The sequence below is a fragment of the Rhizobium sp. 01L419 genome (genome assembly GCF_056400025.1).
The window spans coordinates 563,133-583,823 of record NZ_JBFTSM010000003.1 but is presented as its reverse complement, the minus strand read 5'-3'; the positions used below and the strand labels follow the sequence as shown (position 1 = coordinate 583,823).

17 protein-coding genes and 1 pseudogene are annotated in these 20,691 nt (G+C 60.2%); 12 read left to right on the top strand and 6 right to left on the bottom strand.

The features are described 5' to 3' along the window. The 4 genes and pseudogenes from galE (at window position 1) to AC1DUP_RS09865 (ending at window position 4,355) form a co-directional block, all read left to right on the top strand. The gene (galE, locus tag AC1DUP_RS09880; RefSeq protein ID WP_113507273.1) at window positions 1–984 is read left to right on the top strand and encodes a UDP-glucose 4-epimerase GalE; all 984 of its coding nucleotides are present in this window, start codon (window positions 1–3) and stop codon (window positions 982–984) included. After that, entirely contained in the window at window positions 981–2,864 is a 1,884-nt protein-coding gene (locus AC1DUP_RS09875) for a glycosyltransferase family 2 protein (RefSeq protein WP_477832549.1), read from the top strand. The genes galE and AC1DUP_RS09875 overlap by 4 nt, the downstream gene beginning before the upstream one ends. A 12-nt stretch (window positions 2,865–2,876) precedes the next feature. Beyond that, window positions 2,877–3,380, top strand: a complete 504-nt coding sequence (locus tag AC1DUP_RS09870; RefSeq protein WP_113298048.1) for a DUF995 domain-containing protein — start codon at window positions 2,877–2,879, stop codon at window positions 3,378–3,380. A 22-nt stretch (window positions 3,381–3,402) separates the two neighbouring features. After that, window positions 3,403–4,355, top strand: a pseudogene (locus tag AC1DUP_RS09865) (glycoside hydrolase family 26 protein). Window positions 4,356–4,421: 66 nt separating this feature from the next. Here the strand turns inward: AC1DUP_RS09865 and AC1DUP_RS09860 are convergent. After that, window positions 4,422–5,705, bottom strand: coding sequence for an ABC transporter substrate-binding protein (locus tag AC1DUP_RS09860; RefSeq protein ID WP_113298574.1), 1,284 nt, complete (start codon window positions 5,703–5,705; stop codon window positions 4,422–4,424). 158 nt (window positions 5,706–5,863) lie between these two features. Here AC1DUP_RS09860 and AC1DUP_RS09855 point away from each other — a divergent pair, with 158 nt between their 5' ends. The 3 genes from AC1DUP_RS09855 to AC1DUP_RS09845 are packed head-to-tail and all read left to right on the top strand — an operon-like array spanning window position 5,864 to window position 9,765. Next, entirely contained in the window at window positions 5,864–6,892 is a 1,029-nt protein-coding gene (locus AC1DUP_RS09855) for a LacI family DNA-binding transcriptional regulator (protein ID WP_477832548.1), read from the top strand. A 9-nt stretch (window positions 6,893–6,901) separates the two neighbouring features. Then, entirely contained in the window at window positions 6,902–8,758 is a 1,857-nt protein-coding gene (locus AC1DUP_RS09850) for a DUF2264 domain-containing protein (RefSeq protein WP_477832547.1), read from the top strand. After that, window positions 8,755–9,765: a hydroxyacid dehydrogenase gene (locus tag AC1DUP_RS09845; protein ID WP_477832546.1), complete on the top strand. Its 1,011-nt coding sequence runs from the start codon at window positions 8,755–8,757 to the stop codon at window positions 9,763–9,765. Before AC1DUP_RS09850 ends, AC1DUP_RS09845 begins: the two co-directional genes overlap by 4 nt. Window positions 9,766–9,771: 6 nt before the next feature. On the opposite strand, the gene AC1DUP_RS09840 is transcribed toward AC1DUP_RS09845, so the two are convergent. The 5 genes from AC1DUP_RS09840 to AC1DUP_RS09820 all read right to left on the bottom strand — a co-directional run bounded on the left by AC1DUP_RS09840 (window position 9,772) and on the right by AC1DUP_RS09820 (window position 15,077). Next, window positions 9,772–11,046, bottom strand: a complete 1,275-nt coding sequence (locus AC1DUP_RS09840; RefSeq protein ID WP_477832545.1) for a Gfo/Idh/MocA family protein — start codon at window positions 11,044–11,046, stop codon at window positions 9,772–9,774. A gap of 46 nt (window positions 11,047–11,092) precedes the next feature. Then, the gene (locus tag AC1DUP_RS09835) at window positions 11,093–11,923 is read right to left on the bottom strand and encodes a sugar phosphate isomerase/epimerase family protein (RefSeq protein ID WP_115035987.1); all 831 of its coding nucleotides are present in this window, start codon (window positions 11,921–11,923) and stop codon (window positions 11,093–11,095) included. A 30-nt stretch (window positions 11,924–11,953) separates the two neighbouring features. After that, window positions 11,954–13,117, bottom strand: coding sequence for a dihydrodipicolinate synthase family protein (locus AC1DUP_RS09830; protein WP_477832544.1), 1,164 nt, complete (start codon window positions 13,115–13,117; stop codon window positions 11,954–11,956). A gap of 3 nt (window positions 13,118–13,120) precedes the next feature. Continuing rightward, window positions 13,121–14,269 (bottom strand): Gfo/Idh/MocA family protein, encoded by a 1,149-nt coding sequence (locus AC1DUP_RS09825; protein WP_113307156.1) that lies wholly within the window; start codon window positions 14,267–14,269, stop codon window positions 13,121–13,123. 133 nt (window positions 14,270–14,402) lie between these two features. Further along, on the bottom strand, window positions 14,403–15,077 hold the full coding sequence (locus AC1DUP_RS09820; protein WP_477832543.1) for a TetR/AcrR family transcriptional regulator: 675 nt from the start codon (window positions 15,075–15,077) through the stop codon (window positions 14,403–14,405). 208 nt (window positions 15,078–15,285) lie between these two features. Between AC1DUP_RS09820 and AC1DUP_RS09815 the strand changes: the two genes are divergently transcribed. Genes AC1DUP_RS09815 through AC1DUP_RS09795 form a run of 5 tightly spaced genes read left to right on the top strand, consistent with a single transcriptional unit; the run spans window position 15,286 to window position 20,621 of the window. Then, window positions 15,286–16,572 (top strand): ABC transporter substrate-binding protein, encoded by a 1,287-nt coding sequence (locus tag AC1DUP_RS09815; protein WP_477832542.1) that lies wholly within the window; start codon window positions 15,286–15,288, stop codon window positions 16,570–16,572. A 6-nt stretch (window positions 16,573–16,578) separates the two neighbouring features. Continuing rightward, window positions 16,579–17,538, top strand: a complete 960-nt coding sequence (locus AC1DUP_RS09810) for a carbohydrate ABC transporter permease (protein ID WP_162748416.1) — start codon at window positions 16,579–16,581, stop codon at window positions 17,536–17,538. A gap of 1 nt (window position 17,539) precedes the next feature. Next, window positions 17,540–18,418 carry a carbohydrate ABC transporter permease gene (locus AC1DUP_RS09805; protein WP_018114858.1) on the top strand — a complete coding sequence of 293 codons (879 nt, stop codon included), beginning with the start codon at window positions 17,540–17,542 and terminating at the stop codon, window positions 18,416–18,418. 36 nt (window positions 18,419–18,454) lie between these two features. Next, complete coding sequence (locus AC1DUP_RS09800; protein WP_477832541.1) at window positions 18,455–19,528, top strand: Gfo/Idh/MocA family protein; 1,074 nt, start codon at window positions 18,455–18,457, stop codon at window positions 19,526–19,528. Between the two features lie 16 nt (window positions 19,529–19,544). Then, entirely contained in the window at window positions 19,545–20,621 is a 1,077-nt protein-coding gene (locus AC1DUP_RS09795; RefSeq protein ID WP_477832540.1) for an ABC transporter ATP-binding protein, read from the top strand. The last annotated feature ends 70 nt before the right edge of the window (window positions 20,622–20,691 follow it).

Sequence of the window (20,691 nt, the reverse complement as noted above, 5' to 3'; positions counted from 1 at the left end):
ATGCCCCGCTACATCCTGGTTACAGGTGGCGCCGGCTTCATCGGCAGCCACATTTGCAAGGCGCTTGCGCGCGCCGGCATGGTTCCGGTCACCTACGACAATTTTTCAACCGGACACATCGATTGTGTCCGGTGGGGGCCGCTGATCCGGGCGGATATCGCCGATGGCGCAAGGCTGCGGCAGGTCATGGCGGAGTATTCGCCGGATTGTGTCATCCATTGCGGTGGCAATGCCTATGTCGGTGAATCTGTCGAAAAGCCAAGCCTCTATTATCGCAACAATGTCGTCGGCAGCTTGTCGCTGTTGGACGCCTGCCTCGATTGCAATATCGACAGAATCGTCTTTTCCAGCAGCTGCGCGACCTACGGCATCCCGGAGATGCTGCCGATCGGCGAGAAAACGCCGCAACACCCGGTCAATCCCTATGGTCGGACCAAGCTGATCTTTGAGATGGCTCTGGAGGATTATGCGGCCGCCTATGGCATTCGCTTCGCCGCGCTTCGTTACTTCAACGCTGCCGGCGCCGATCCGGAGGGTCAGCTTGCCGAGCGGCACTATCCTGAAACCCATCTGATCCCGCGCGCCCTTCTTGCCGCCAGCGGCCGTATCGACAGCCTCGATATTTTCGGCACCGACTATGAGACCGAAGACGGCACCTGCGTCAGGGATTACATCCATGTCAGCGATCTCGCCGCGGCGCATCTTGCTGCCGTTCGCCATCTCCTGGTTGGCGGCGACTCCTTGAGCGTCAATCTCGGCTCCGGCCGCGGCACATCGATCGGCGAGATTCTCAATGCCGTCAAACGAAAGACAGGCCACAGGGTGCCGGTGCGTTGTCAGCCGCGCCGCGCCGGCGATCCGCCTGCGCTTTTCGCCGATACGAAAAGGGCTCGCCTGGAACTGGACTTCATGCCGGCGCTTTCGGATATCGATACGATCATCCGCACGGCCGGCCCGACTTTCGGACTGGAGGTGATCGCATGAGCACCAGAGCCGGAATCGACCGTACGCATCAGTCTTCAGCCTCCAAATCCGGGATGTTCGAGCCCGTCTTTACCGGCTGGAATCGAGCTGCCTATGGTATTGGCATAGTTTTCTGGCTGGCGGCGCTCGGTTATTTCTGGCTCTGGTGGGCTCAGCCCACTCATATCGTTTCATGGCCGGCATTCCTGCTCGTCACCCTCATCCTTGCCTGGGTCACCCTGATACCGGCCTATTTCATCCTGATCTTCCTGGATGCAAGGCAGGTCAAATCGTCCGGCGACCTGCCGAAGGGCCGCGTCGCCATGGTGGTCACCAAGGCTCCATCAGAACCTTTCTCCGTCCTGCGCAAGACGCTTCTTGCGATGCTCGATCAGAAGGGCGTCGAATTCGATATCTGGCTCGCCGACGAAGACCCTTCCGAGGAGACCAAGAGGTGGTGTGGGCAGCATGGCGTCATGATCTCCACCCGCAAGGGCGTGAGCGAATATCATCGCCCCGTCTGGCCGCGCCGCACGCGCTGCAAGGAAGGTAATCTCGCCTACTTTTATGATCGCTTCGGCTATGAGCGCTATGATTTCGTCGCCCAGTTCGATGCCGATCATGTGCCGACGCCGACCTATCTTCGCGAAGTCCTGCGGCCCTTTCGCGATCCCGAAGTCGGCTACGTCTCTGCACCTAGCATTTGCGATGCCAACGCGGCGGAAAGCTGGGCTGCCCGCGGCAGGCTTTACGCCGAAGCAAGCCTGCATGGTTCGCTGCAGGCAGGTTATAACAATGGTTGGGCGCCGCTCTGTATCGGTTCCCATTATGCCGTCCGCACGGCTGCCCTGCGAGAGATCGGTGGGCTCGGCCCCGAACTTGCGGAAGACCATTCGACCACGCTGATGATGAATGCGGGCGGCTGGCGCGGGGTCCATGCGGTCAATGCAATTGCCCATGGCGACGGGCCGGCGACCTTTACCGATCTGGTGGTTCAGGAGTACCAGTGGTCGCGCAGCCTGGTCACTATTTTTCTGAAATATTCCCGCAGGCATGTCGCCCGCCTGCCCTTGAAGCTGAAGTTCCAGTTTGTGTTTTCACAACTCTGGTATCCGCTGTTTTCGACCTTCATGGCCGCGATGTTCCTGCTGCCGGTCGCAGCTCTGCTCACGGGTCATGTTTTCGTCAATGTCACCTACCCGGAATTCTTGCAGCATTCGTTGCCGCTTTCGATCGTGCTGACGGCATTCGCCATATTCTGGCGCGCGTCAGGCACATTCCGGCCATACGATGCGAAGCTCTTCGGCTGGGAAGGGGTGGTCTTCGTCCTCCTGCGCTGGCCCTGGTCGCTTGCCGGCAGCCTCGCTGCCGCGCGCGATCATATGAGCGGCTCCTTCGTGGATTTCCGCATCACCCCGAAGGGTGATCAGGGACAACGCAAACTACCGGCGCGCATCATCGCACCTTACATCGTGCTGACAGGCATCTGCGCTGCCACCATGGCTTTTGCCGTCGACGGCGACAGGGCACGGGGCTTCCAGATCTTCGCGGCGATCAATCTGCTGATCTACGCGTCGCTCGCAATTCTGATTGTCGCCCGCCACGCCATCGAGAACAACCAGCCGCTCTTGCCGCAGTCGCAGGGGCTCAGGCTCGCCGCCGCCGGTGGTCTCGTTGCCTGCCTTGTCGGCGGCGCACAGCTTGCCAATCATGGGCTGAACGCCCTTGAAGCGCTTTCGCACGGCCAGCCCTTCGTTACCTTCACCCAGTCACAATTTGCCGTGGCGGGTGCGGGGCTTGGCGGCGGCAAAACCAGGATCGTGAAGTTCCGTCTCAAATGGCACGGCCTTGCCGAAGCCGACCGCACGGGAAGGGGTATTTGGGAGAGCAGAAATGCGTGAGGAGGGTAAAAAATGAGCATGGCAACACGATTGACGGGAGGAGCGCTGGCTCTGTGCCTCGTCCTTGTCTTCCCGATGAGCGCACTCGCAGTGGAACAGAAAAAAGCACCGGCGCCGCTTAACGCCGGCGAGCTCTACGCGATCTACGCCGACAGGACCTGGACCTGGGATACCGGTGGCGGCCGTTTCATCGGCGAGGGCAGGCGTTTCGTCGCCTGGGTCAACGATGGCGGCAAGCAGTCTTTCGCCGAAGGCCGCTGGTTCGTCGACGATTTCGGTCAGATGTGCATGCGGGCTACATGGACCAATAATGAGGGGGCGGCACGTGCCAGTACCTGCTTCGGCCACCGCAAGATCGGCAACACGATCTATCAGCGGCGTCAGCCGAACGGGGACTGGTACGTGTTCCGGCACGCTTCCGCAAAACCCGACGATGAGTTCCGGAAGCTGGTTCCGGCAGATACGGTGAGCCTGAAAGCCAAGGAGCTGAAACAGGTTCTTGCGACCGGCAAATAGCCGGAGGGCGGAGGATAGGATCATGAAAACCCTGGCGAAGAGAATTTCGACTGCAGCGATAGCAATGCTGCTGGTTGGCGTTGCCGATCTTTCGCATCGAAGCGAGGCGCAGAACGCCACTGCCGTCATGAATGCGGGTGCGCAGACGATCACCGACAAGCGGCCCACTATTCACGCCGATGGCATCAAGTTCGGTGCCTACGATCCGCATGGCGATTTCGGCGCGCAGCAGAGCGTAACGACGGAGCACCTGTTCCTTCCGTGGGAAGACGTCGATCTCGAAACGCTGCGCGTGGCGGATGCCTATGCGCTGGCGAGAGGTCGCAACCTGCTGATCACGGTGGAACCCTGGATGTGGACTGGCGGCTGACCTCGACGGAGCTTCGCGCAAAGCTGCTCCGCGGCGATTTCGATGCGAACATGCGCGCGATTGCCAAAATGATCGATGAGTTGAAGAGCCCGGTCATCGTCCGTTGGGGGCAGGAAATGGAAGACAAATCCGGCCGCTTTTCCTGGTCCGGCTGGAATCCTCCGGACTATATCGCTGCCTACAGGCGCATGATGGATATCGTGCGGCAAGAAGCGCCCGGTACGAGGCTCATGTGGTCGCCCAAGGGAGAGCCCGGCCTCAATGCCTACTACCCCGGCGACACCTACGTGGATTTCGTGGGTCTCTCGGTCTTCGGACTGGAGGCCTACGACAAGATCGCTCACAACGGCCCGCGAACCTTCACCGAGGCATTGAAGCCTGGTTACGACCTTGTCGCCTTGTATAACAAGCCCATCTGGGTCGCCGAGCTCGGCTATGAGGGCGGTGACGTCTACATCAAGCCGTGGATGGAGACCGCGACGATGAAACAGAGCGACTTTCCTGAGCTTCAGGAGGTCGTCTATTTCAATGACCGCGAGGTGCACGCCTGGCCGTTCAATCTCGGCAGACCCAACTGGCGCGTTATAGAGGATGCGAGCAACTGAGCCGGTATAATCCAAAAGAAAGGCCCGCCGGTGGCGGGCCTTCTCGCGCGTTCATATGGGCTATGATTAGCCCTTGATGGTGGCCTTGCCGGTTTCGACAAGCTGCTGCGCGGCATCGGCAACCGTGATGCGCTCGAAAGCGAGTTCGTCGCAGGTCGGGCGAAGGACGCGCTGGTCGAATTCGGTGGAACCCATTGGTGCCGGCCGGGGATAGTCACCAACCTGGTCCTTGAGCAGGTTGATGTATTTGACGGTTTCCTGCTCCGTCGGGTTGAGCTGCGGCAGAATGGCTTCCCGCACCACCGGCGACATTGGCACGCCGCGCTCCACGCCGAGGATCTTGCCGGCTTCCGGATCGTTGACGAAGAAGCTGATGAATTTTGCAGCTGCCTCGCCCTGCTTCGTCGTGGCGCCGACGCTCCAGATCAATCCCGGACGATAATAATGACCCGACGGACCACCCTTCTTCTCGCGTGGCAGCATGGCAATGCCGAGCTTGTTCTTGATGATCAGCTGGTAGCCGACCATCTGGTTGGAATAGGCCATGCTGATGGCCGATTTGCCGAGGGTGAGGCAGTTCGTGTCGATATTGTTCTGGTCCAGTGTCTGCACGTCGGCAGCAACGGTGCCGCCGGCCTTGCGCAGCTTCTCCCAGTAATCGAACCATTCCTTGGCATCATCGACCGTGAAGCCGAGGGTTGGGCTTTCCTTGTCATAGAGGCTCTTGCCACGCTGGCGCAGCCAGGCGTCGAAGACATAGGTGTAACGTGCCGCGTAGGGGCCGCTCTTGCTGGAGGATTTGCCGAGCTCTACGGCGAGCTTGGCATACTCATCCCAGGTGAGATCGGGTGTCGGCAGCGGAATACCGGCCTTTTCGAATTCCACGGTGTCGTAGAACATCGCGAAGGAGTTGAGGCCGAGGCCCACGCCATAGAGCTTGCCGTCGACGGTTGTCAGTTTCAGCATGTCTGCGCCGAAGCTATCGACCTTCAGCGTCGAAGGCACGAACTCATCGAGCGCCAGGCAGGCGCCGCGCTTGGAATAGTCCGAGATCGTGCCCGGCTCAAGCTGGAAGACGTCGGCGATCGCGCGACCGGCCATTTGCGTTGCGAGTTTCGTCCAGTAGCCATCACCGGCCAGCGATTCACCGACGATGCTGACGCCCGGCGTCTTCGACTGGTAGAGCTTGGCGACATCGAGCGTGCGTTTGGCGCGATCGTTCGAGCCCCACCACATGGCGCGGAGCGAAGCATCCTCGGCGAATGCGGGGATCGAGCTGCCGGCGCCGAAGGCGAGGCCGGCCGCGGCGCCTGCGGTTCCCATCAAGAATGAACGGCGATTGACCTGCATGATTTCCTCCTGTGTCTGATGCCCGGTGCCATCCTCCAATGGTCTTTCCAGGCGTTCCGGCGGCTAGAGTACGCAAAAAATTTCTCTTTGCAAGAAATTATGATTATCTTGCAAATTTGCGTAATTTGCATAATATTTGCCGCATGAATGAAATCAAAATGAATGAGAGCAAGACCAGGCGACCGCGCCAGGCCGATATTGCCAGCCTGGCTGGCGTGTCCGTTTCAACGGTCTCGCGGGTGCTCGCCAATGAGCCCGGCATCAGCGAAAGTGTGCGCCGGCATATTTTGAAAGTCGCTGCCGAACACGGCTATCCGGTGAAGGTCACGCCGGAAAATGTTGCCGGCGGGCTTGCCCTGATTGCGAGCGATGGGGCGACGGGCGGTCTGAGCGTCTTCTACGAGTCCATTGTGGAAGGCCTCCGCGCCGGTGCGGCCGAAGCCGGCATGCCCTTTGAGGTTCGTCTCGTGCGGGAGGACCGCACCACGCCCGACGTGGTCGGCGAATATATGCAGACGGCTGAAGCCGAAGGGCTTTTCCTCGTCGGCATCGATCCTAGTGATACGTTACGGGCGTGGCTGGAAGAGACCGGAATGCCGACCGTTCTCGTCAACGGCACCGATCCGCGACTGCGCCTCGACGGCGTTTCACCTTCCAATTTCTTCGGCGCTTACGAGGCGACGAGCCGGCTAACGAAAGCCGGCCATCGCCGCATCCTGCATCTGACCGGCTCGCACCGCCACACGATCCGCGAACGCGTGCGCGGCTTCGAGGCGGCCATTGCCGCGGTTCCCGGGGCCGAGGGTCGCCTTGTTCCACTTACCTTCCAGGGCAGCGCGAGCCGCGAGGCACATGAGCGAACGGTCGCAATGCTCGCGGAGGATCCGGGTTATACGGCGGCCTTCTGCATGAATGATTTCATCGCCGTCGGCGTGCTGGAAGCCGTCACGGAAGCGGGCCTTCGGGTTCCCGAGGATTTTGCGATTGTCGGCTTCGATGATCTTCCCTGCGCCGTCATGACCAATCCCCGGCTTTCCACCATGCGCGTCGACCGCGCAGCGCTTGGCCGCGAGGCCGTTTCCCTGATGATGTCCCGCTACCGCGACAGGACTGCTCCCGCCCGGCACATCTGCCAGGCGGTCATTCCTGTCGTTGGAGGCACCGTTCCCAATACCGACAAGCTGTGAGTGATGCCGATGACCTATGATCCCGCCAGCGCCAACCCGCTCGCAGGCAATCCGCTGAAGACGCGGTCTGATATGATCCGCGCCGTCAACGATCTCTTCGATCCGCTGCTTCCCTTCTTCTCGGATGGCAATGCTCGCGTCCGGCTCGACGGCGCCGGCGCTCATTTCGACCGGGCCGCTGCCGATCTCGAAGGTTTTGCTCGTCCGCTCTGGGGGCTTGCGCCGCTCGGCGCCGGCAATAATGATTTCGCCCATTGGCACCGCTTTGCCGAGGGTCTCGCGAATGGCTGCGATCCGTCCCATCCGGAATATTGGGGTACGGTCAACGCCCGCGACCAGCGTATGGTGGAACTGGCAGCCCTCGGTTTTGCATTGGCGCTGGTGCCGGAGAAGATCTGGGAGCCGCTCGACAAACGCGCCCGCGGCAACATCGTCGCTTACTTCAAGCATGTTCGACAGTTCGATTACGCCGACAACAACTGGAAATTCTTCCGCATCTTCGTCGATATTGCCCTCGACCGCCTCGGCGCCGATTTCGACCGTAGCCTGACGAAGCAATATCTCGAAGAGCTGGAAGGCTTCTACATCGGTGACGGCTGGTATCGCGACGGCAATATTCGCCGTATCGACCACTACATTCCCTTTGCCATGCATTTCTATGGCCTGATCTATTCCAAGCTGGTCGACGATGAATACGCCAAGCGCTACCGCGAGCGCGCCGTCCTGTTCGCGAAAGATTTCCGTCACTGGTTTGCGCCTGACGGCGCCACCATTCCCTTCGGCCGCAGCCTGACCTATCGTTTCGCATGCGCAGGGTTCTGGTCGGCGCTCGCCTTTGCCGATCTGGAGGCGCTGCCCTGGGGAGAGATCAAGCATCTCTGCCTCGAGCATCTGCGCTGGTGGCGGGACAAGCCGATTGCCAGCCACGATGGCGTGCTCTCCATCGGCTTCGGCTATCCGAACCTCCTGATGTCGGAGAGCTATAATTCCGCCGGCTCGCCCTACTGGGCCTTCAAGGCATTCCTGCCGCTTGCCATTGCCGAGGATCACCCTTTCTGGACGGCAGAAGAAAAGGCGCCTGAGCAAGCCCCCGAGGTCGTTCCGCAGCGTCATCCGGGTATGGTGCTCATGCGCGCCGGCGATGATGTCGTGGCGCTGTCTTCCGGCCAGGAGAACCTGCAGATGCGGTTCGGCACGGAGAAATACGCAAAATTCGCCTATTCTGCTCGCTATGGGTTCAGCGTCGAGGCCGACGAGCGAGCCTTCGCACTTGGCGCCTTCGATTCCGCGCTCGCCTTCAGTGATGACGGCCTGCATTACCGCGTCCGCGAAACCAATGAAGAAGCGAAGATCGCCGGCAACATCCTTTACTCCAGATGGTCGGCTTTCAGGGACGTGAAGGTCGAAACCTGGCTCGTGCCATCGGCCGCGTGGCATATCCGCGTTCACCGCATAACAACACCACGCCCGCTGCAGACGGCAGAAGGCGGCTTCGCGATTGCCAAGCGCGATCTCGATGCAGACCCGCTTTCGGCGACCGAAGGCTCTGCTCATGCGATCGGCGAAATGGATTTCACCGGCATCCTTGACCTCGGTTCTTCGATCAAGCGAAACGGCCTTGTCCAGAAGGCACTGCCGAATACCAACTTGATCGTTTCCAAGACGCTCGTGCCTCAACTCCGTGGTGAGATTCCGGCCGGCGAAACGGTTCTGGTCACGGCTGTACTGGCGTTGAACGATCCGGCTGCCGTATCGGGGGCATGGACCACGCCGCCGAAAGCGCCTGATATCGCCACCCTTCAAAAGCTGGTCAGCGAAAAGGGCATCACTGTCAGCGCCATCGAAGCGCCGGGACATATGCGATGAACCGTCCCGCCATCGTCCTCGCCATGCAGCCTTCCCGCACGGAGCATGTGCTACCCGAGGAGGTTCTTCGCCGGCTGGATGGTATTGGGCGCCTGCTTGATGCCGAACCGCTCCAGCGCTTCGATGACGAGCGGGCGAAACGCCTGCTTTCCGAGGCGGAAATCCTGATCACGGGATGGGGCGCGCCCTATGTCGGCCGTGAGGTTCTGGCCTTTGCCCCGAAATTGAAACTTGTCGTTCATGCGGCTGGAACGGTAAAAGGCCTCATCGATGCCGAGATTTTCGATGCCGGCATCGCCGTCAGCCACGCGGCTGAGGCCAATGCCGCACCGGTCGCCGAATTCACGCTTGCCGCCATCATCTTTGCCGGTAAGCATGTCTTCCGCTTCCGTGACCTCTATGTCGGTGATCGCAATCGCGACCGTACGCATCCGATGCAGAGCGAGGCTATCGGCAATTATCGCCGCACGGTCGGCATCATCGGCGCTTCGCGCATCGGCCGCCGCGTGATCGATCTGCTGATGCCCTTCGACTATCAGGTGCTGCTGTTCGATCCGACCGTCGATCCGGACCAGGCACGTGCCATGGGCACCCGGAAGGTCGAACTCGACGATCTCCTGCGCCAGTCGGATATCGTCTCCATTCACGCCCCGTCGCTACCCTCCACCCGGCATATGATCGATGCCGCAAAGCTGGTGCTGATGAAGGATGGGGCAACACTGATCAATACCGCGCGTGGCGTGCTGATCGATGAGGATGCCTTGCTTGATGTGCTGAAAACCGGACGAGTCGACGCCATCATCGATGTGACCGATCCCGAGATACCGGGACCGGAATCGGCGTTTTACGATCTGCCGAATGTCTTCCTGACGCCGCATATTGCTGGCGCAGTCGGCCTGGAGCGCACCCGCCTCGGCGAAATGGCGGCAGACGAAGCTGAACGCTTCATCCAGGGTGAACCCCTGCTTTACGGGCTCACCCTCGAAAGTCTCGAAAACATCGCCTGAGGCGTCTTACGACGTCTTCAGCGAGTTGGGCGAGCCGTCATTGGCAAGTTCCGGCATGAGGTCGGAAATATTGACGACTTTGCCAGTGCGCGAGCTTGTCAGGGCCGCGATGCCGCAAAGCACGGACATGGCGCCGGCGCGCGTGCCGGCCCGCTGCGCGAGCTTGTCTTGCATGTCGGGCTTGAAGATCATGTTGCGCATTCGGTCGTCGCCGCCGTAATGGCCGCCGGAGAAATGCGGCACTGTGATGCGCTCCACCGCCTCCTTGCCATGCGGGAAGTTGCGGATCAGCAGGATCGTATCCTCCCGCGGCTCCTCCCAGGGCTGCGCCTCATACTGGCGGATCTCGATGCGGCCCTTGGTGCCGTTGAAGGCCAGGTGGTGTCCCTCGATCGGTTGGAACGTGTTCAGCGAATAGGAGACGTGGACATTGTTTCGGTAGCGGAGCGAAACGACCATCGTATCGGGAATGTCGATATCTTCACGGAAGACACAGCCGTCGCGGAAATAGCCATCGATCTTCGAGGGGTCCTCATAGAGCGTATCGAGGAAGGGATCCTTTTCGAGATCGAGATAGTAGTCGCATTCCTGCATATGCGGACAGAGCTTGCAGCGCGGGCCGCGGAAAGGCCCCTTGCGGCCGTAATTCTGCAGGTCGGCAAAAGAGGTCACGGCATCAGGATCGCTGTCGAGATACCAGTTCAGAAGGTCGAAATGATGTGTCGCCTTGTGAACGAAAAGGCTGCCGGAATTTTCCGTATAGGCATGCCAGCGGCGGAAATAATCAGCACCATGTTTGGTGTTGAGATACCAGTGGAAATCGACTGAGGTGACGCGGCCGATCTCCCCCGAATTCAAGAGTTCCTTGATCTTGGCGGCCGTCGGCGCATAGCGATAGTTGAATGAGACGTCGACCCGGCGGCCAGTGCGCTTTTCGGCATCCAGAATCCGGCGAATCTTTTCCACCGAAGTGGTCATCGGCTTTTCGGTGATGACGTCGATGCCCGATTCCAAGGCACGCACGACGATGTCGTCATGCGTATGGTCGGGCGTGCAGACGATGACCAGATCCGGCTTTTGCTCTGTCAGCATCGAATCGATGTTTTCGTAGAGCGGCGCATTACTGCCGATCATGGTGCGGGCACGCTCGCCACGCAGCGAATTCGTCTCGACGATTGCGGTCAGGTCGACATGCTCGCGCCAGCCCGCCAAGAGATCCTTGCCCCACATCGTGGTGCCGCGGTTACCGGTGCCGATCAGGGCAAAACGGCGTTTCTCCATCGAATGATTCCTCCTTCATACGTGATGAAACGATTGGACTTTAAAATTAAACCTGGCAGCAGTTCCTGAAGCGCTCGACGCAGGTGGCAATCACCTCGTCGGCAGGGCGCTTCCACCAATTCTCAGCCGAGAAGATTTCAACCTCTTGCGCGCCGAAGAAGCCGGCAGCCTCCACCATCCGTCTTATGCCTTTGAGATCGATGACGCCATCGCCCATCATGCCGCGGTCAAGCAGCATGTCCTTGGTCGGCACCAGCCAGTCGCAGATGTGATGGGCAAAGATACGCTTCAAGCGTCCGGCGCGGGCGATCTGATTGGCAAGATCGGGATCCCACCAGACGTGATAGACATCGACGGCAACGCCGACATCCTCGCCGAGCTCTTCGCACATATCGAGCGCCTGGCCGAGCGTATTCACGCAGGCACGATCGGCGGCATACATCGGATGCAACGGCTCGATGGCGAGCTTCACACCGGCAGCCTGCGCATGCGGCAGCACGGCGGCAATGCCGTCGAACACCATCTGACGGGCCGCGACGATATCCTTTGAGCTGCCTGGCAATCCGCCGACGACGAGCACCAGGCAATCAGCAGAAAACGCTGCCGTCTCATCGATGGCGCGCCTGTTGTCGTCGAGGTTCTTCTGCCAGTCGGCATCGTTTGCGGCCGGAAAGAAGCCGCCACGGCAGAGCCCCGTCAGCTTGATACCGTTCGACTTGACGATCCTCACCGCCTCGTCGAGGCCTGCCTTGGCAACCTGATCGCGCCAGGGCGCGATCGAGGTGATGCCGTGTTTCAGGCAGATATCGACGGCTTCGGCAAAGCCGCATTGCTCGCGGATCGTCGCAAGGTTGATCGAAAGTCCCTCGACCTGCATGTCATTCCCCTCCCATTGCCGTGCGGGCGATCAGTGAACGCCGTTGATGGCAAGCACCTGTTTCATGCGCGCGGTTGCGAGTTCCGGATCGGCAAGAACCCGAGCCTTGTCGGCCAGGCGGAAAAGCTCCGCCAGATGTGTCAGGGAACGCGTGCTCTGCTGGCCGCCGATCATCGTGAAATGATCCTGCAACCCGTTGAGATAGGCGAGGAAAACGACACCGGTCTTGTAGAAACGGGTCGGTGCCTTGAAGATATGGCGGGACAGCGGAACGGTCGGCTCGAGCAGGTCGAAGAATTCGTGGTCGCTCTTGCGGCCGAGCGCATCAAGTGCTGCGGAGGCTGCCGGTGCGATGGCATCGAAGATGCCGAGCAATGCATCCGAATGGCCCTGCTCGTCGCCAGCGATCAGTTCGGCGTAATTGAAGTCGTCGCCGGTATACATGCGCACGCTCTTCGGCAGTTGCCGACGCATCGTCACTTCCTTCTCCTTCGACAAGAGCGAGATCTTGATGCCATCGACCTTCGCTGCATTGGCTTCGATCACCTGCAGACAGGTTTCCATTGCCTTCAGATGGTCGCCATTGCCCCAGTATCCGGCAAGCGCCGGGTCGAACATTTCGCCGAGCCAGTGGATGACGACAGGTTCCTTTACCTGGCGAAGGATCCGGTCATAGACCTTGACATAGTCGTCGGGCCCCTTGGCGGCGGCGGCAAGCGCGCGGCTTGCCATCAGGATGATCCGACCACCGGCGGCTTCCACCGTCTCGATCTGCTCTTCGTAAGCCCGGATGATCGTGTCGATTGTCACGTCGGGGCCGGGTGTCAGATGGTCGGTGCCGGCGCCACAGGCAATCAGCGCGTCCTTGCGGCCGGCAGCTTCGGCAAGCGCGCGACGGATCAGCTCGCGGGCTTCCGGCCAGCCGAGGCCCATGCCGCGCTGGGCCGTATCCATCGCTTCGGCGACGCCAAGGCCGAGATCCCACAGGCGGTGGCGGAAAGCGAGTGTCCGTTCCCAGTCGATCGCCGGCGTCAGCCACGGATCATTGTCGGCTAGTGGATCGGCCACCACATGAGCGGCGGCGAAAGCGACACGCGGGAAGCTCTTAGCGTCCCGCTTCTTAAGCTCGATCGGCGCACCGGTCAGCGTATAAGGAGCGATCTTGCCGTCGAGGGGAAGATTGATCGTCGTCACGGCTTAGAACTCCAGCGTCGGAACGTCGAGCCAGCGGCGCTCTGCCCAGGATTTCAGGCCGAGTTCTGCAAGCTGGACGCCCTTGGCGCCGGCTTCCAGGCCGTAGGGCCAAGGAGCATCCTCGACGACGTGGCGAATGAACATTTCCCACTGCGCCTTGAAGCCGTTGTCGAAGGCCTGCGTATCCGGCACTTCGTCCCAGGTCTTGTAGAAGTCGATCGTCTGCGGCTGGTCCGGGTTCCAGACCGGCTTCGGCGTATTGACGCGGTGCTGGCTCCAGCATTTCGTCAGGCCGGCAACGGCAGAACCATGCGTGCCGTCGACCTGGAAGGTCACGAGATCGTCGCGGCGAACGCGGACCGCCCAGGATGAGTTGATCTGCGCGATCGCGCCGCCTTCCAGCTCGAAAGTCGCATAGGCTGCATCGTCGGTGTCGCAGTCGTAGGGCTTGCCCTGTTCGTCGATACGGCTTGGAATATGCGTAGCACCCAGGCAGGAAACGGACTTCACTTCGCCGAAGAGATTGTCGAGCACATAGCGCCAGTGGCACAGCATATCGAGGATGATGCCGCCGCCATCGGCCTTGCGGTAATTCCAGGAGGGGCGCTGGGCCGGAACGCCCCAGTCGCCTTCGAAGACCCAGTAGCCGAATTCACCGCGCACGGAGAGGATCTTGCCGAAGAAGCCTGAATCGCGCAGCAGCGCCAGCTTGCGCAGGCCTGGCAGGAAGAGCTTGTCCTGCACCACGCCATGTTTGAGACCGGAGGCGCGCGCCTTGCGGGCGAGGTCGAGCGCCACCTGCAGGTCATCGGAAATCGGCTTTTCGCAGTAGACATGCTTGCCGGCGTCGAGCGCCTTCGACAGCAGCTCGGCGCGCATCAGCGTCGTCCCGGCATCAAAGAAGACGGTATCATCGGGATTGGCAAGCGCGGCGTCGATGTCCGTCGACCAGCGCTTAATGTTATGCTTCTTGGCAAGCTCCTCCATCTTCGCGCCGTTGCGGCCGACGATAATGGGGTCGATTTCCAGTTTTTCGCCCGATTTCAGCGTGATGCCGCCCTGATCGCGAAAGGCAAGGATCGAACGAACGAGGTGCTGATTATAGCCCATACGGCCGGTGACGCCGTGCAAAATGATCCCCAAGCGTGCCATTTGTTCTCTCCCTGCGAGCTCTTCCGCGTCGGGAGTGGGCAGTCAGCCCGGCCCTCCCGTGCCAGTAACTAAACAGTTACTTGATGGCAGAAGTGGAATATTGCTGTCAATAGCCATTTCGGTTTTTTGAAAATCAGCGCTTTATCGAGGCGAGCGTGACGTGGACTATTTGGTGTTCCCAGGCGTCGAGATTGGCTGACGTCATGATGTCCCGACCGAAGATCGTCGAAAGCGTGTACTGATTGGAGAGATAGAAATACCCGAGCGAGGCAATTGTCAGATAGACATGCAGCGGATCGGCGCTCTCGATGAAGACACCGGCCTTCTTGCCTTCTTCCAGCACCTGCGAAAGTTCGCCGATCAGATGCGAATGCAGCTCCTTGAGCCGAACGGATTGGCGCAGCCAGCGTGCGCGGTGCAGGTTTTCCGTGCCAAGCAGGCTTAGAAATTCCGGATGCTGCAGGAAGTAGCGCCAGGTAAAGAGCGCAAGCTCTCCAATGCCTTCCTCCGGGCTGCGGGTGCCGATATTCAGCGCTCGCTCGGCGGTGCGGATACCGACATAGGCCTCCTCGAGAACGCGCAGATAGAGCTGCTCCTTGTCGCCGAAATAGTGGTAAAGCATCCGCTTGTTGGTGCCGGCCCGCTCGGCGATGGCATCGACACGTGCTCCCCCCATGCCGTTTTCGGCAAATTCCCGCGTAGCGGCTTCCAGAATGGCCGCGCGGGTGCGCTCCGGATCGCGTTGGGCGGTGCGCTCGGTGGATGGGCGCCTGATTTTCTTTTTTGCGCTCTCCCCGGTGTCGTTCATCGGATTTCCCCTATTTTCCCCATGTTGCGCTCATACGGCCAAAGCGGGACAATGTAAAAACTCAAATTGGCAGGCGCAACCGGACCACCAACACCGCTTGACAGCCCGGAGGCTTTGAACATAACTTGTAACCAATTAGTTATTTGTTGCAAGATAGCTAATTCGGAAGCGTGTGGAGGCGCTTCTTGTTGGGAGGAGGAAAACCAATATGACTTTTCGTGTAAGCAGACGTAATTTCATGGCGGGCGGAGCCACGCTCCTTTCGCTGTCAGCGCTCGGAAACAGCGCTTTTGCGCAGGAAAACCGCCTGCGCCTCATATGGTGGGGCTCTCAGCCGCGCGCTGACCGCACCAACAAGGTCTCGGACCTTTTCAAAGCCAAGAATAGCGGCGTTTCGATTACCGGCGAATTCCTCGGATGGGCCGATTACTGGCCGCGCCTTGCCACGCAGGTGGCTGGCCGCAACGCGCCCGACATCATCCAGATGGATTATCGCTACATCGTCGAATACGCTCGGCGCGGCGCGCTTGCCCCGCTGGAATCCTATATGCCGTCGAAACTGCAGATCGATGATTTCGATCCGGCACAGATCGAAGGCGGCAAGGTCGACGGCCACTTTTACGGCGTCAGCCTTGGTGCAAACTCAGCAGCGACAGTCATCAATACCGTCGCCTTCCAGGAAGCCGGCATCGACGTCCCGACCAACAAGACGACCTGGGAAGAATTCGGCAAGATCGGTGCCGAAATCACCAAGGCCGGCAAGCGCAAGGGCTATTTCGGCTTTGCCGATGGCAGCGGCGGCGAGCCGCTCTTGGAAAACTACCTGCGCCAGCGCGGCAAGGCGCTGTATACGGCCGATTCGAAGATCGCTTTCGGTGCCGAGGATGCTTCCGAATGGTTCGACATGTGGGCCAAGTTCCGTGAAGCTAAAGCCTGCGTAACGCCCGACATTCAGGCGCTCTACAAGGATACGATCGACACCAGCCCGCTGACCGTCGGCAAGGCTGCCTGCGATTACGCCCACTCCAACCAGTTCGTTGGCTATCAGGCGATGGTCAAGGACAAGCTGATGCTCAGCAACTACATGAGGATCAATCCGGACTCGAAGGGCGGCCACTACCGCAAGCCTTCGATGTTCTTCTCGGTCTCCGCCCAGTCGAAGGTGGTCGATCAGGCTGTCGACTACGTCAACTTTTTCGTCAAGAACCCTGATGCTGCCAAGATTCTCGATGTCGAACGGGGCATTCCGGAATCGAAGGCGATGCGTGACGTCGTTGCCGGCACGCTCGATGAAACCGGCAAGGTCCCGCTCGAATATGTCAGCGGTCTCGGCGATCTCGCAGGCCCGCTTCCGCCCCCGCCGCCGACCGGCGCTGGTGAAGGCCAGGTCGTGTTGCGCACCATCTCTGAACAGGTCGCTTTCGGCCAGCTTACTCCGGCCGATGCCGGCAAGCAGCTCGTGGACGAAATCACGCGACTTCTCGCGCGGGGTTGATCTTATATGACAAATGCGATGCGCACGTCCGCAGGGACGGTAACTGTTGAAAGATATCAGGGAGTACGGGCTGACGGACGCTTCCGGCGGCTGTGGAATGCCAATGCTCCCGGCTATCTCTTTCTGCTCCCCTGGCTGGTAGGCTTCTTCGGCCTGACGCTCGGCCCGGCCCTGATCTCGCTCTATCTCTCCTTCACCGACTTCGACATGTTGAGGGCGCCTGGATGGGTAGGAGCGGCAAATTACGTGCGCATCGCCACGGCCGATCCGAAATTCGCGTCGGCCATGACCGTCACGCTGACTTACGTCGTGCTGTCGGTTCCCTTCAAGCTCACCTTTGCACTGCTCGTCGCACTCGCACTGAACCGGGGCATCCGCGGGCTGCCGGTCTACCGTGCGATCTTCTACCTTCCGTCGCTTCTCGGCGGCAGCGTGGCGATTGCTGTGTTGTGGCGCCAGCTTTTTGCAAGCGACGGCCTCGTCAATGCTGCACTCTCTCATTTCGGCATCGTCGGCCCGAGCTGGATCTCGCATCCGAGCTATTCGATCTACACGCTGGTCGCGCTCTCCGTCTGGCAGTTCGGTTCGCCGATGATCATCTTCCTTGCCGGCCTGCGGCAGGTCCCGCAGGATATGTATGAGGCCGCCAGCCTCGACGGCGCCTCGAAATTCCGCCAGTTCTACAAGATCACCCTGCCGCTTCTGACACCGGTGATCTTCTTCAACGCCGTCGTCCAGACGATCGATGCCTTCAAGGCCTTCACGCCAGCCTTCATCATCTCCGGCGGCACAGGCGGCCCGATCAATTCGACGCTGTTCTACACGCTCTATCTCTATCAGGAAGCCTTCGGCAATTTCCGCATGGGCTATGCCTCGGCACTCGCCTGGATCCTCGTGGTGATCATTGCGATCTTCACCGCCTTCTCCTTCCTGACCTCGCGCTACTGGGTGCATTACGATGACTGAGATGACCGCTTCCGTCACTGCGGCCAGGCCGCCATCTGACATCACCAAGCGCAGCCTGCCGGCAACGCTCGTCATCCACGCGCTGCTGATCGCCGCCTCTCTGCTGATGCTTTATCCGCTGCTCTGGATGGTATCGGCGTCGGTCAGGCCGGAAAACGAGATCTTCTCCTCGACCTCGCTCATCCCGTCGTCGGTCGATTTCTCCTCCTATGTGCGCGGCTGGACCGGCCTCGACATTAGCTTCGGCCGTTTCTTCTGGAATTCGCTCGTCATCTCGCTGCTGGTCGTGGCAGGCAATGTCATTGCCTGTTCGCTGACGGCTTTCGCCTTCGCGCGGCTACGTTTTGCCGGCCGGAATTTCTGGTTCGCGATCATGCTCGGCACGCTGATGATCCCCTATCACGTGACGCTGATCCCGCAATATGTGCTCTTCCTCGACCTCGGCTGGGTCAACACCATCCTGCCGCTGGTCGTGCCAAAGTTCCTGGCCAGCGACGCCTTCTTCATCTTCCTCATGGTGCAGTTCTTCCGGGGCATCCCGCGCGAACTCGATGAGGCCGCGATGATGGACGGCTGCAGTGCCTGGCGCATCTACTGGAAGATCATGCTGCCGCTGTCGCTGCCGGTTCTGGCCACGGCCGCGATCTTCTCCTTCATCTGGACCTGGGACGATTTCTTCGGTCCGCTGATCTACCTCAACGACATGAACACCTACACGATCCAGCTCGGCCTGCGCACCTTCGTGGACTCCACCAGCGCATCCGATTGGGGCGGACTGTTTGCCATGTCGACTCTGACACTCGTGCCCGTGTTCTTCTTCTTCCTGTTCTTCCAGCGCCTGCTGATCGAAGGCATTGCCACGACCGGTATGAAGCGTTGATGGATCGGACAGGAAAGCCAGACAGGAAAGAATGACATGAGCATCAAGACAGTCGCGATCATCGGCTGCGGTATCGGCCGCTCCCACATCGTCGAGGGTTATCTGCCGCATCCGGACAAGTTCAAGGTCGCAGCGATCTGCGACCTGAACGAGGAGCGCCTGAAGTCGATCGGCGACGAATTCGGCATCGAACGGCGCACCACCTCCTTCGCTGAGCTGCTCGCCGACGACAGTATCGACATCATCGATATCTGCACGCCCCCCGGTATCCATAAGGAGCAGGTCATCGCGGCCTTGGCTGCCGGCAAGCACGTCGTCTGCGAAAAGCCGCTTACCGGCTCGCTCGCCGGCGCCGACGAAATCATCGAGGCCGAAAAGACCGCCAAGGGCACGCTGATGCCGATCTTTCAGTATCGGTATGGCGATGGCGTCGAAAAGGCCAAGCGCATCATCGATGCCGGTCTCGCCGGCAAGTTCTACATGGGTTCGGTCGAAACCTTCTGGCGCAGGAAGCCGGAATATTACGCCGTTCCCTGGCGCGGCAAATGGGCATCCGAACTCGGCGGCGTGCTCGTCACTCACGCGCTCCATCTGCATGACATGCTCTTTTATCTCGCGGGTCCCGCCACCCGTGTCTTCGGCCGCGTCGCGACCCGCGTCAACGAGATCGAGGTCGAAGATTGCGCCTCGGTCAGCCTGCAGATGCAGAATGGCGCCTTTGTTTCGCTCTCCTGCACGCTCGGCTCGCAGAACGAGATCAGTCGGCTGAGGCTGAACTTCGAGAACATCACCTTCGAAAGCAATCATGAGGCCTATGCGCCCGGCCAAGACCCCTGGCAGATCATCGCTGCCGACGATGAAGTGCAGGCGAAGATCGATGCCGTCATCGCCGACTGGCAGCCTGTGCCGCTGCGTTTCAACACGCAGATGCTGCGCTTCCATGATTATCTGATGGCCAAGGGTCCGCTTCCGGTGACGAGCGCCGATGCAAGGCGCGCGCTGGAACTGGTCACGGCCATCTATCAATCCTCCGATAGCGGCGCCGATGTCGCCCTGCCGATCGGTCCAGACAGCCCGAAATACGCCGATTGGCGTGCAAGAACCAAATAAGAGGGGATTTCGGAACATGGCAACGAGTGTCGTTCTTCAGAAGGTCGAAAAGCGCTATGGCCAACTGGATGTCATCCACGGCATCGACCTGACGATCGATCCCGGTGAATTCGCCGTCTTCGTCGGCCCTTCGGGCTGCGGCAAGTCAACGCTGCTGCGCATGATCGCCGGCCTTGAGGAAATTTCCGGCGGCGCTCTGCTGCTTGACAATGAGCGCATGAACGAGGTGACCCCCGCCAAGCGCGGCATTGCCATGGTCTTCCAGTCCTACGCTCTCTATCCGCATATGTCGGTCTACAAGAACTTGGCCTTCGGTCTGGAGACGGCAGGCTACAAGAAAGCCGAGATCGAGCCGAAAGTGCGCCGCGCCGCACAGATCCTGCAGATCGAGAAGCTGCTCGAACGCAAGCCGAAAGCGCTATCAGGCGGCCAGCGCCAGCGCGTTGCGATCGGCCGCGCCATCGTGCGCGAGCCGCGTATCTTCCTCTTCGACGAGCCGCTGTCCAACCTTGATGCCGAACTGCGAGTACAGATGCGCGTGGAGATTTCCCGCCTGCATCGCAGCCTTGGAAACACAATGATCTACGTCACCCACGACCAGGTGGAGGCCATGACGATGGCCGACAAGATCGTCGTGCTGAATTCCGGCCGCATCGAACAGGTCGGCGCCCCGCTCGATCTTTACAACAATCCTGCGAACCGCTTTGTCGCCGGCTTCATCGGCAGCCCGAAGATGAATTTTCTCAGCGCCAAAATCGAGCGCATTGGCGATGCCGGCTCGACCATCAATGTCTGCGGCAACTCCATCGAACTCGGCCGCCGGCTTGCAGGTCAGCCGGGCCAGGACGTCACCTTCGGCGTCCGGCCGGAACATCTCTCCCTGATGGAAGGCGGCACTGCCCTTTCGACCGTCAATGTCGATCTCGTCGAAAACCTCGGCGGCGCCACGATGCTGTACGCCACGACGCCGGACAACCAGCCGCTGACCATCGCGCTCGATGGCCAGCAGAAGGTCGAGCGCGGCACAAACGTGAAAGCCTCCTTCGATCCCGCCCGCTGTCACGTTTTCGACGCGAGTGGCAAGACGATCTGAAATAGCCGCAGCTTGACAGCCGATCCCTCTCAAGCCCATCATTTCCTTGAGGGCTACGAGGGGGATATGC

Coding starts and splice junctions, on each gene's coding strand:
- AC1DUP_RS09875 (WP_477832549.1), top strand. CDS start 981: ATGAGCACCAGAGCCGGAATCGACCGTACGCATCAGTCTTCAGCCTCC.
- AC1DUP_RS09810 (WP_162748416.1), top strand. CDS start 16,579: ATGACAAATGCGATGCGCACGTCCGCAGGGACGGTAACTGTTGAAAGA.
- AC1DUP_RS09850 (WP_477832547.1), top strand. CDS start 6,902: ATGACCTATGATCCCGCCAGCGCCAACCCGCTCGCAGGCAATCCGCTG.
- AC1DUP_RS09860 (WP_113298574.1), bottom strand. CDS start 5,705: ATGCAGGTCAATCGCCGTTCATTCTTGATGGGAACCGCAGGCGCCGCG.
- AC1DUP_RS09805 (WP_018114858.1), top strand. CDS start 17,540: ATGACCGCTTCCGTCACTGCGGCCAGGCCGCCATCTGACATCACCAAG.
- AC1DUP_RS09815 (WP_477832542.1), top strand. CDS start 15,286: ATGACTTTTCGTGTAAGCAGACGTAATTTCATGGCGGGCGGAGCCACG.
- AC1DUP_RS09820 (WP_477832543.1), bottom strand. CDS start 15,077: ATGAACGACACCGGGGAGAGCGCAAAAAAGAAAATCAGGCGCCCATCC.
- AC1DUP_RS09870 (WP_113298048.1), top strand. CDS start 2,877: ATGAGCATGGCAACACGATTGACGGGAGGAGCGCTGGCTCTGTGCCTC.
- AC1DUP_RS09835 (WP_115035987.1), bottom strand. CDS start 11,923: ATGCAGGTCGAGGGACTTTCGATCAACCTTGCGACGATCCGCGAGCAA.
- galE (WP_113507273.1), top strand. CDS start 1: ATGCCCCGCTACATCCTGGTTACAGGTGGCGCCGGCTTCATCGGCAGC.
- AC1DUP_RS09845 (WP_477832546.1), top strand. CDS start 8,755: ATGAACCGTCCCGCCATCGTCCTCGCCATGCAGCCTTCCCGCACGGAG.
- AC1DUP_RS09840 (WP_477832545.1), bottom strand. CDS start 11,046: ATGGAGAAACGCCGTTTTGCCCTGATCGGCACCGGTAACCGCGGCACC.
- AC1DUP_RS09795 (WP_477832540.1), top strand. CDS start 19,545: ATGGCAACGAGTGTCGTTCTTCAGAAGGTCGAAAAGCGCTATGGCCAA.
- AC1DUP_RS09825 (WP_113307156.1), bottom strand. CDS start 14,269: ATGGCACGCTTGGGGATCATTTTGCACGGCGTCACCGGCCGTATGGGC.
- AC1DUP_RS09855 (WP_477832548.1), top strand. CDS start 5,864: ATGAATGAGAGCAAGACCAGGCGACCGCGCCAGGCCGATATTGCCAGC.
- AC1DUP_RS09800 (WP_477832541.1), top strand. CDS start 18,455: ATGAGCATCAAGACAGTCGCGATCATCGGCTGCGGTATCGGCCGCTCC.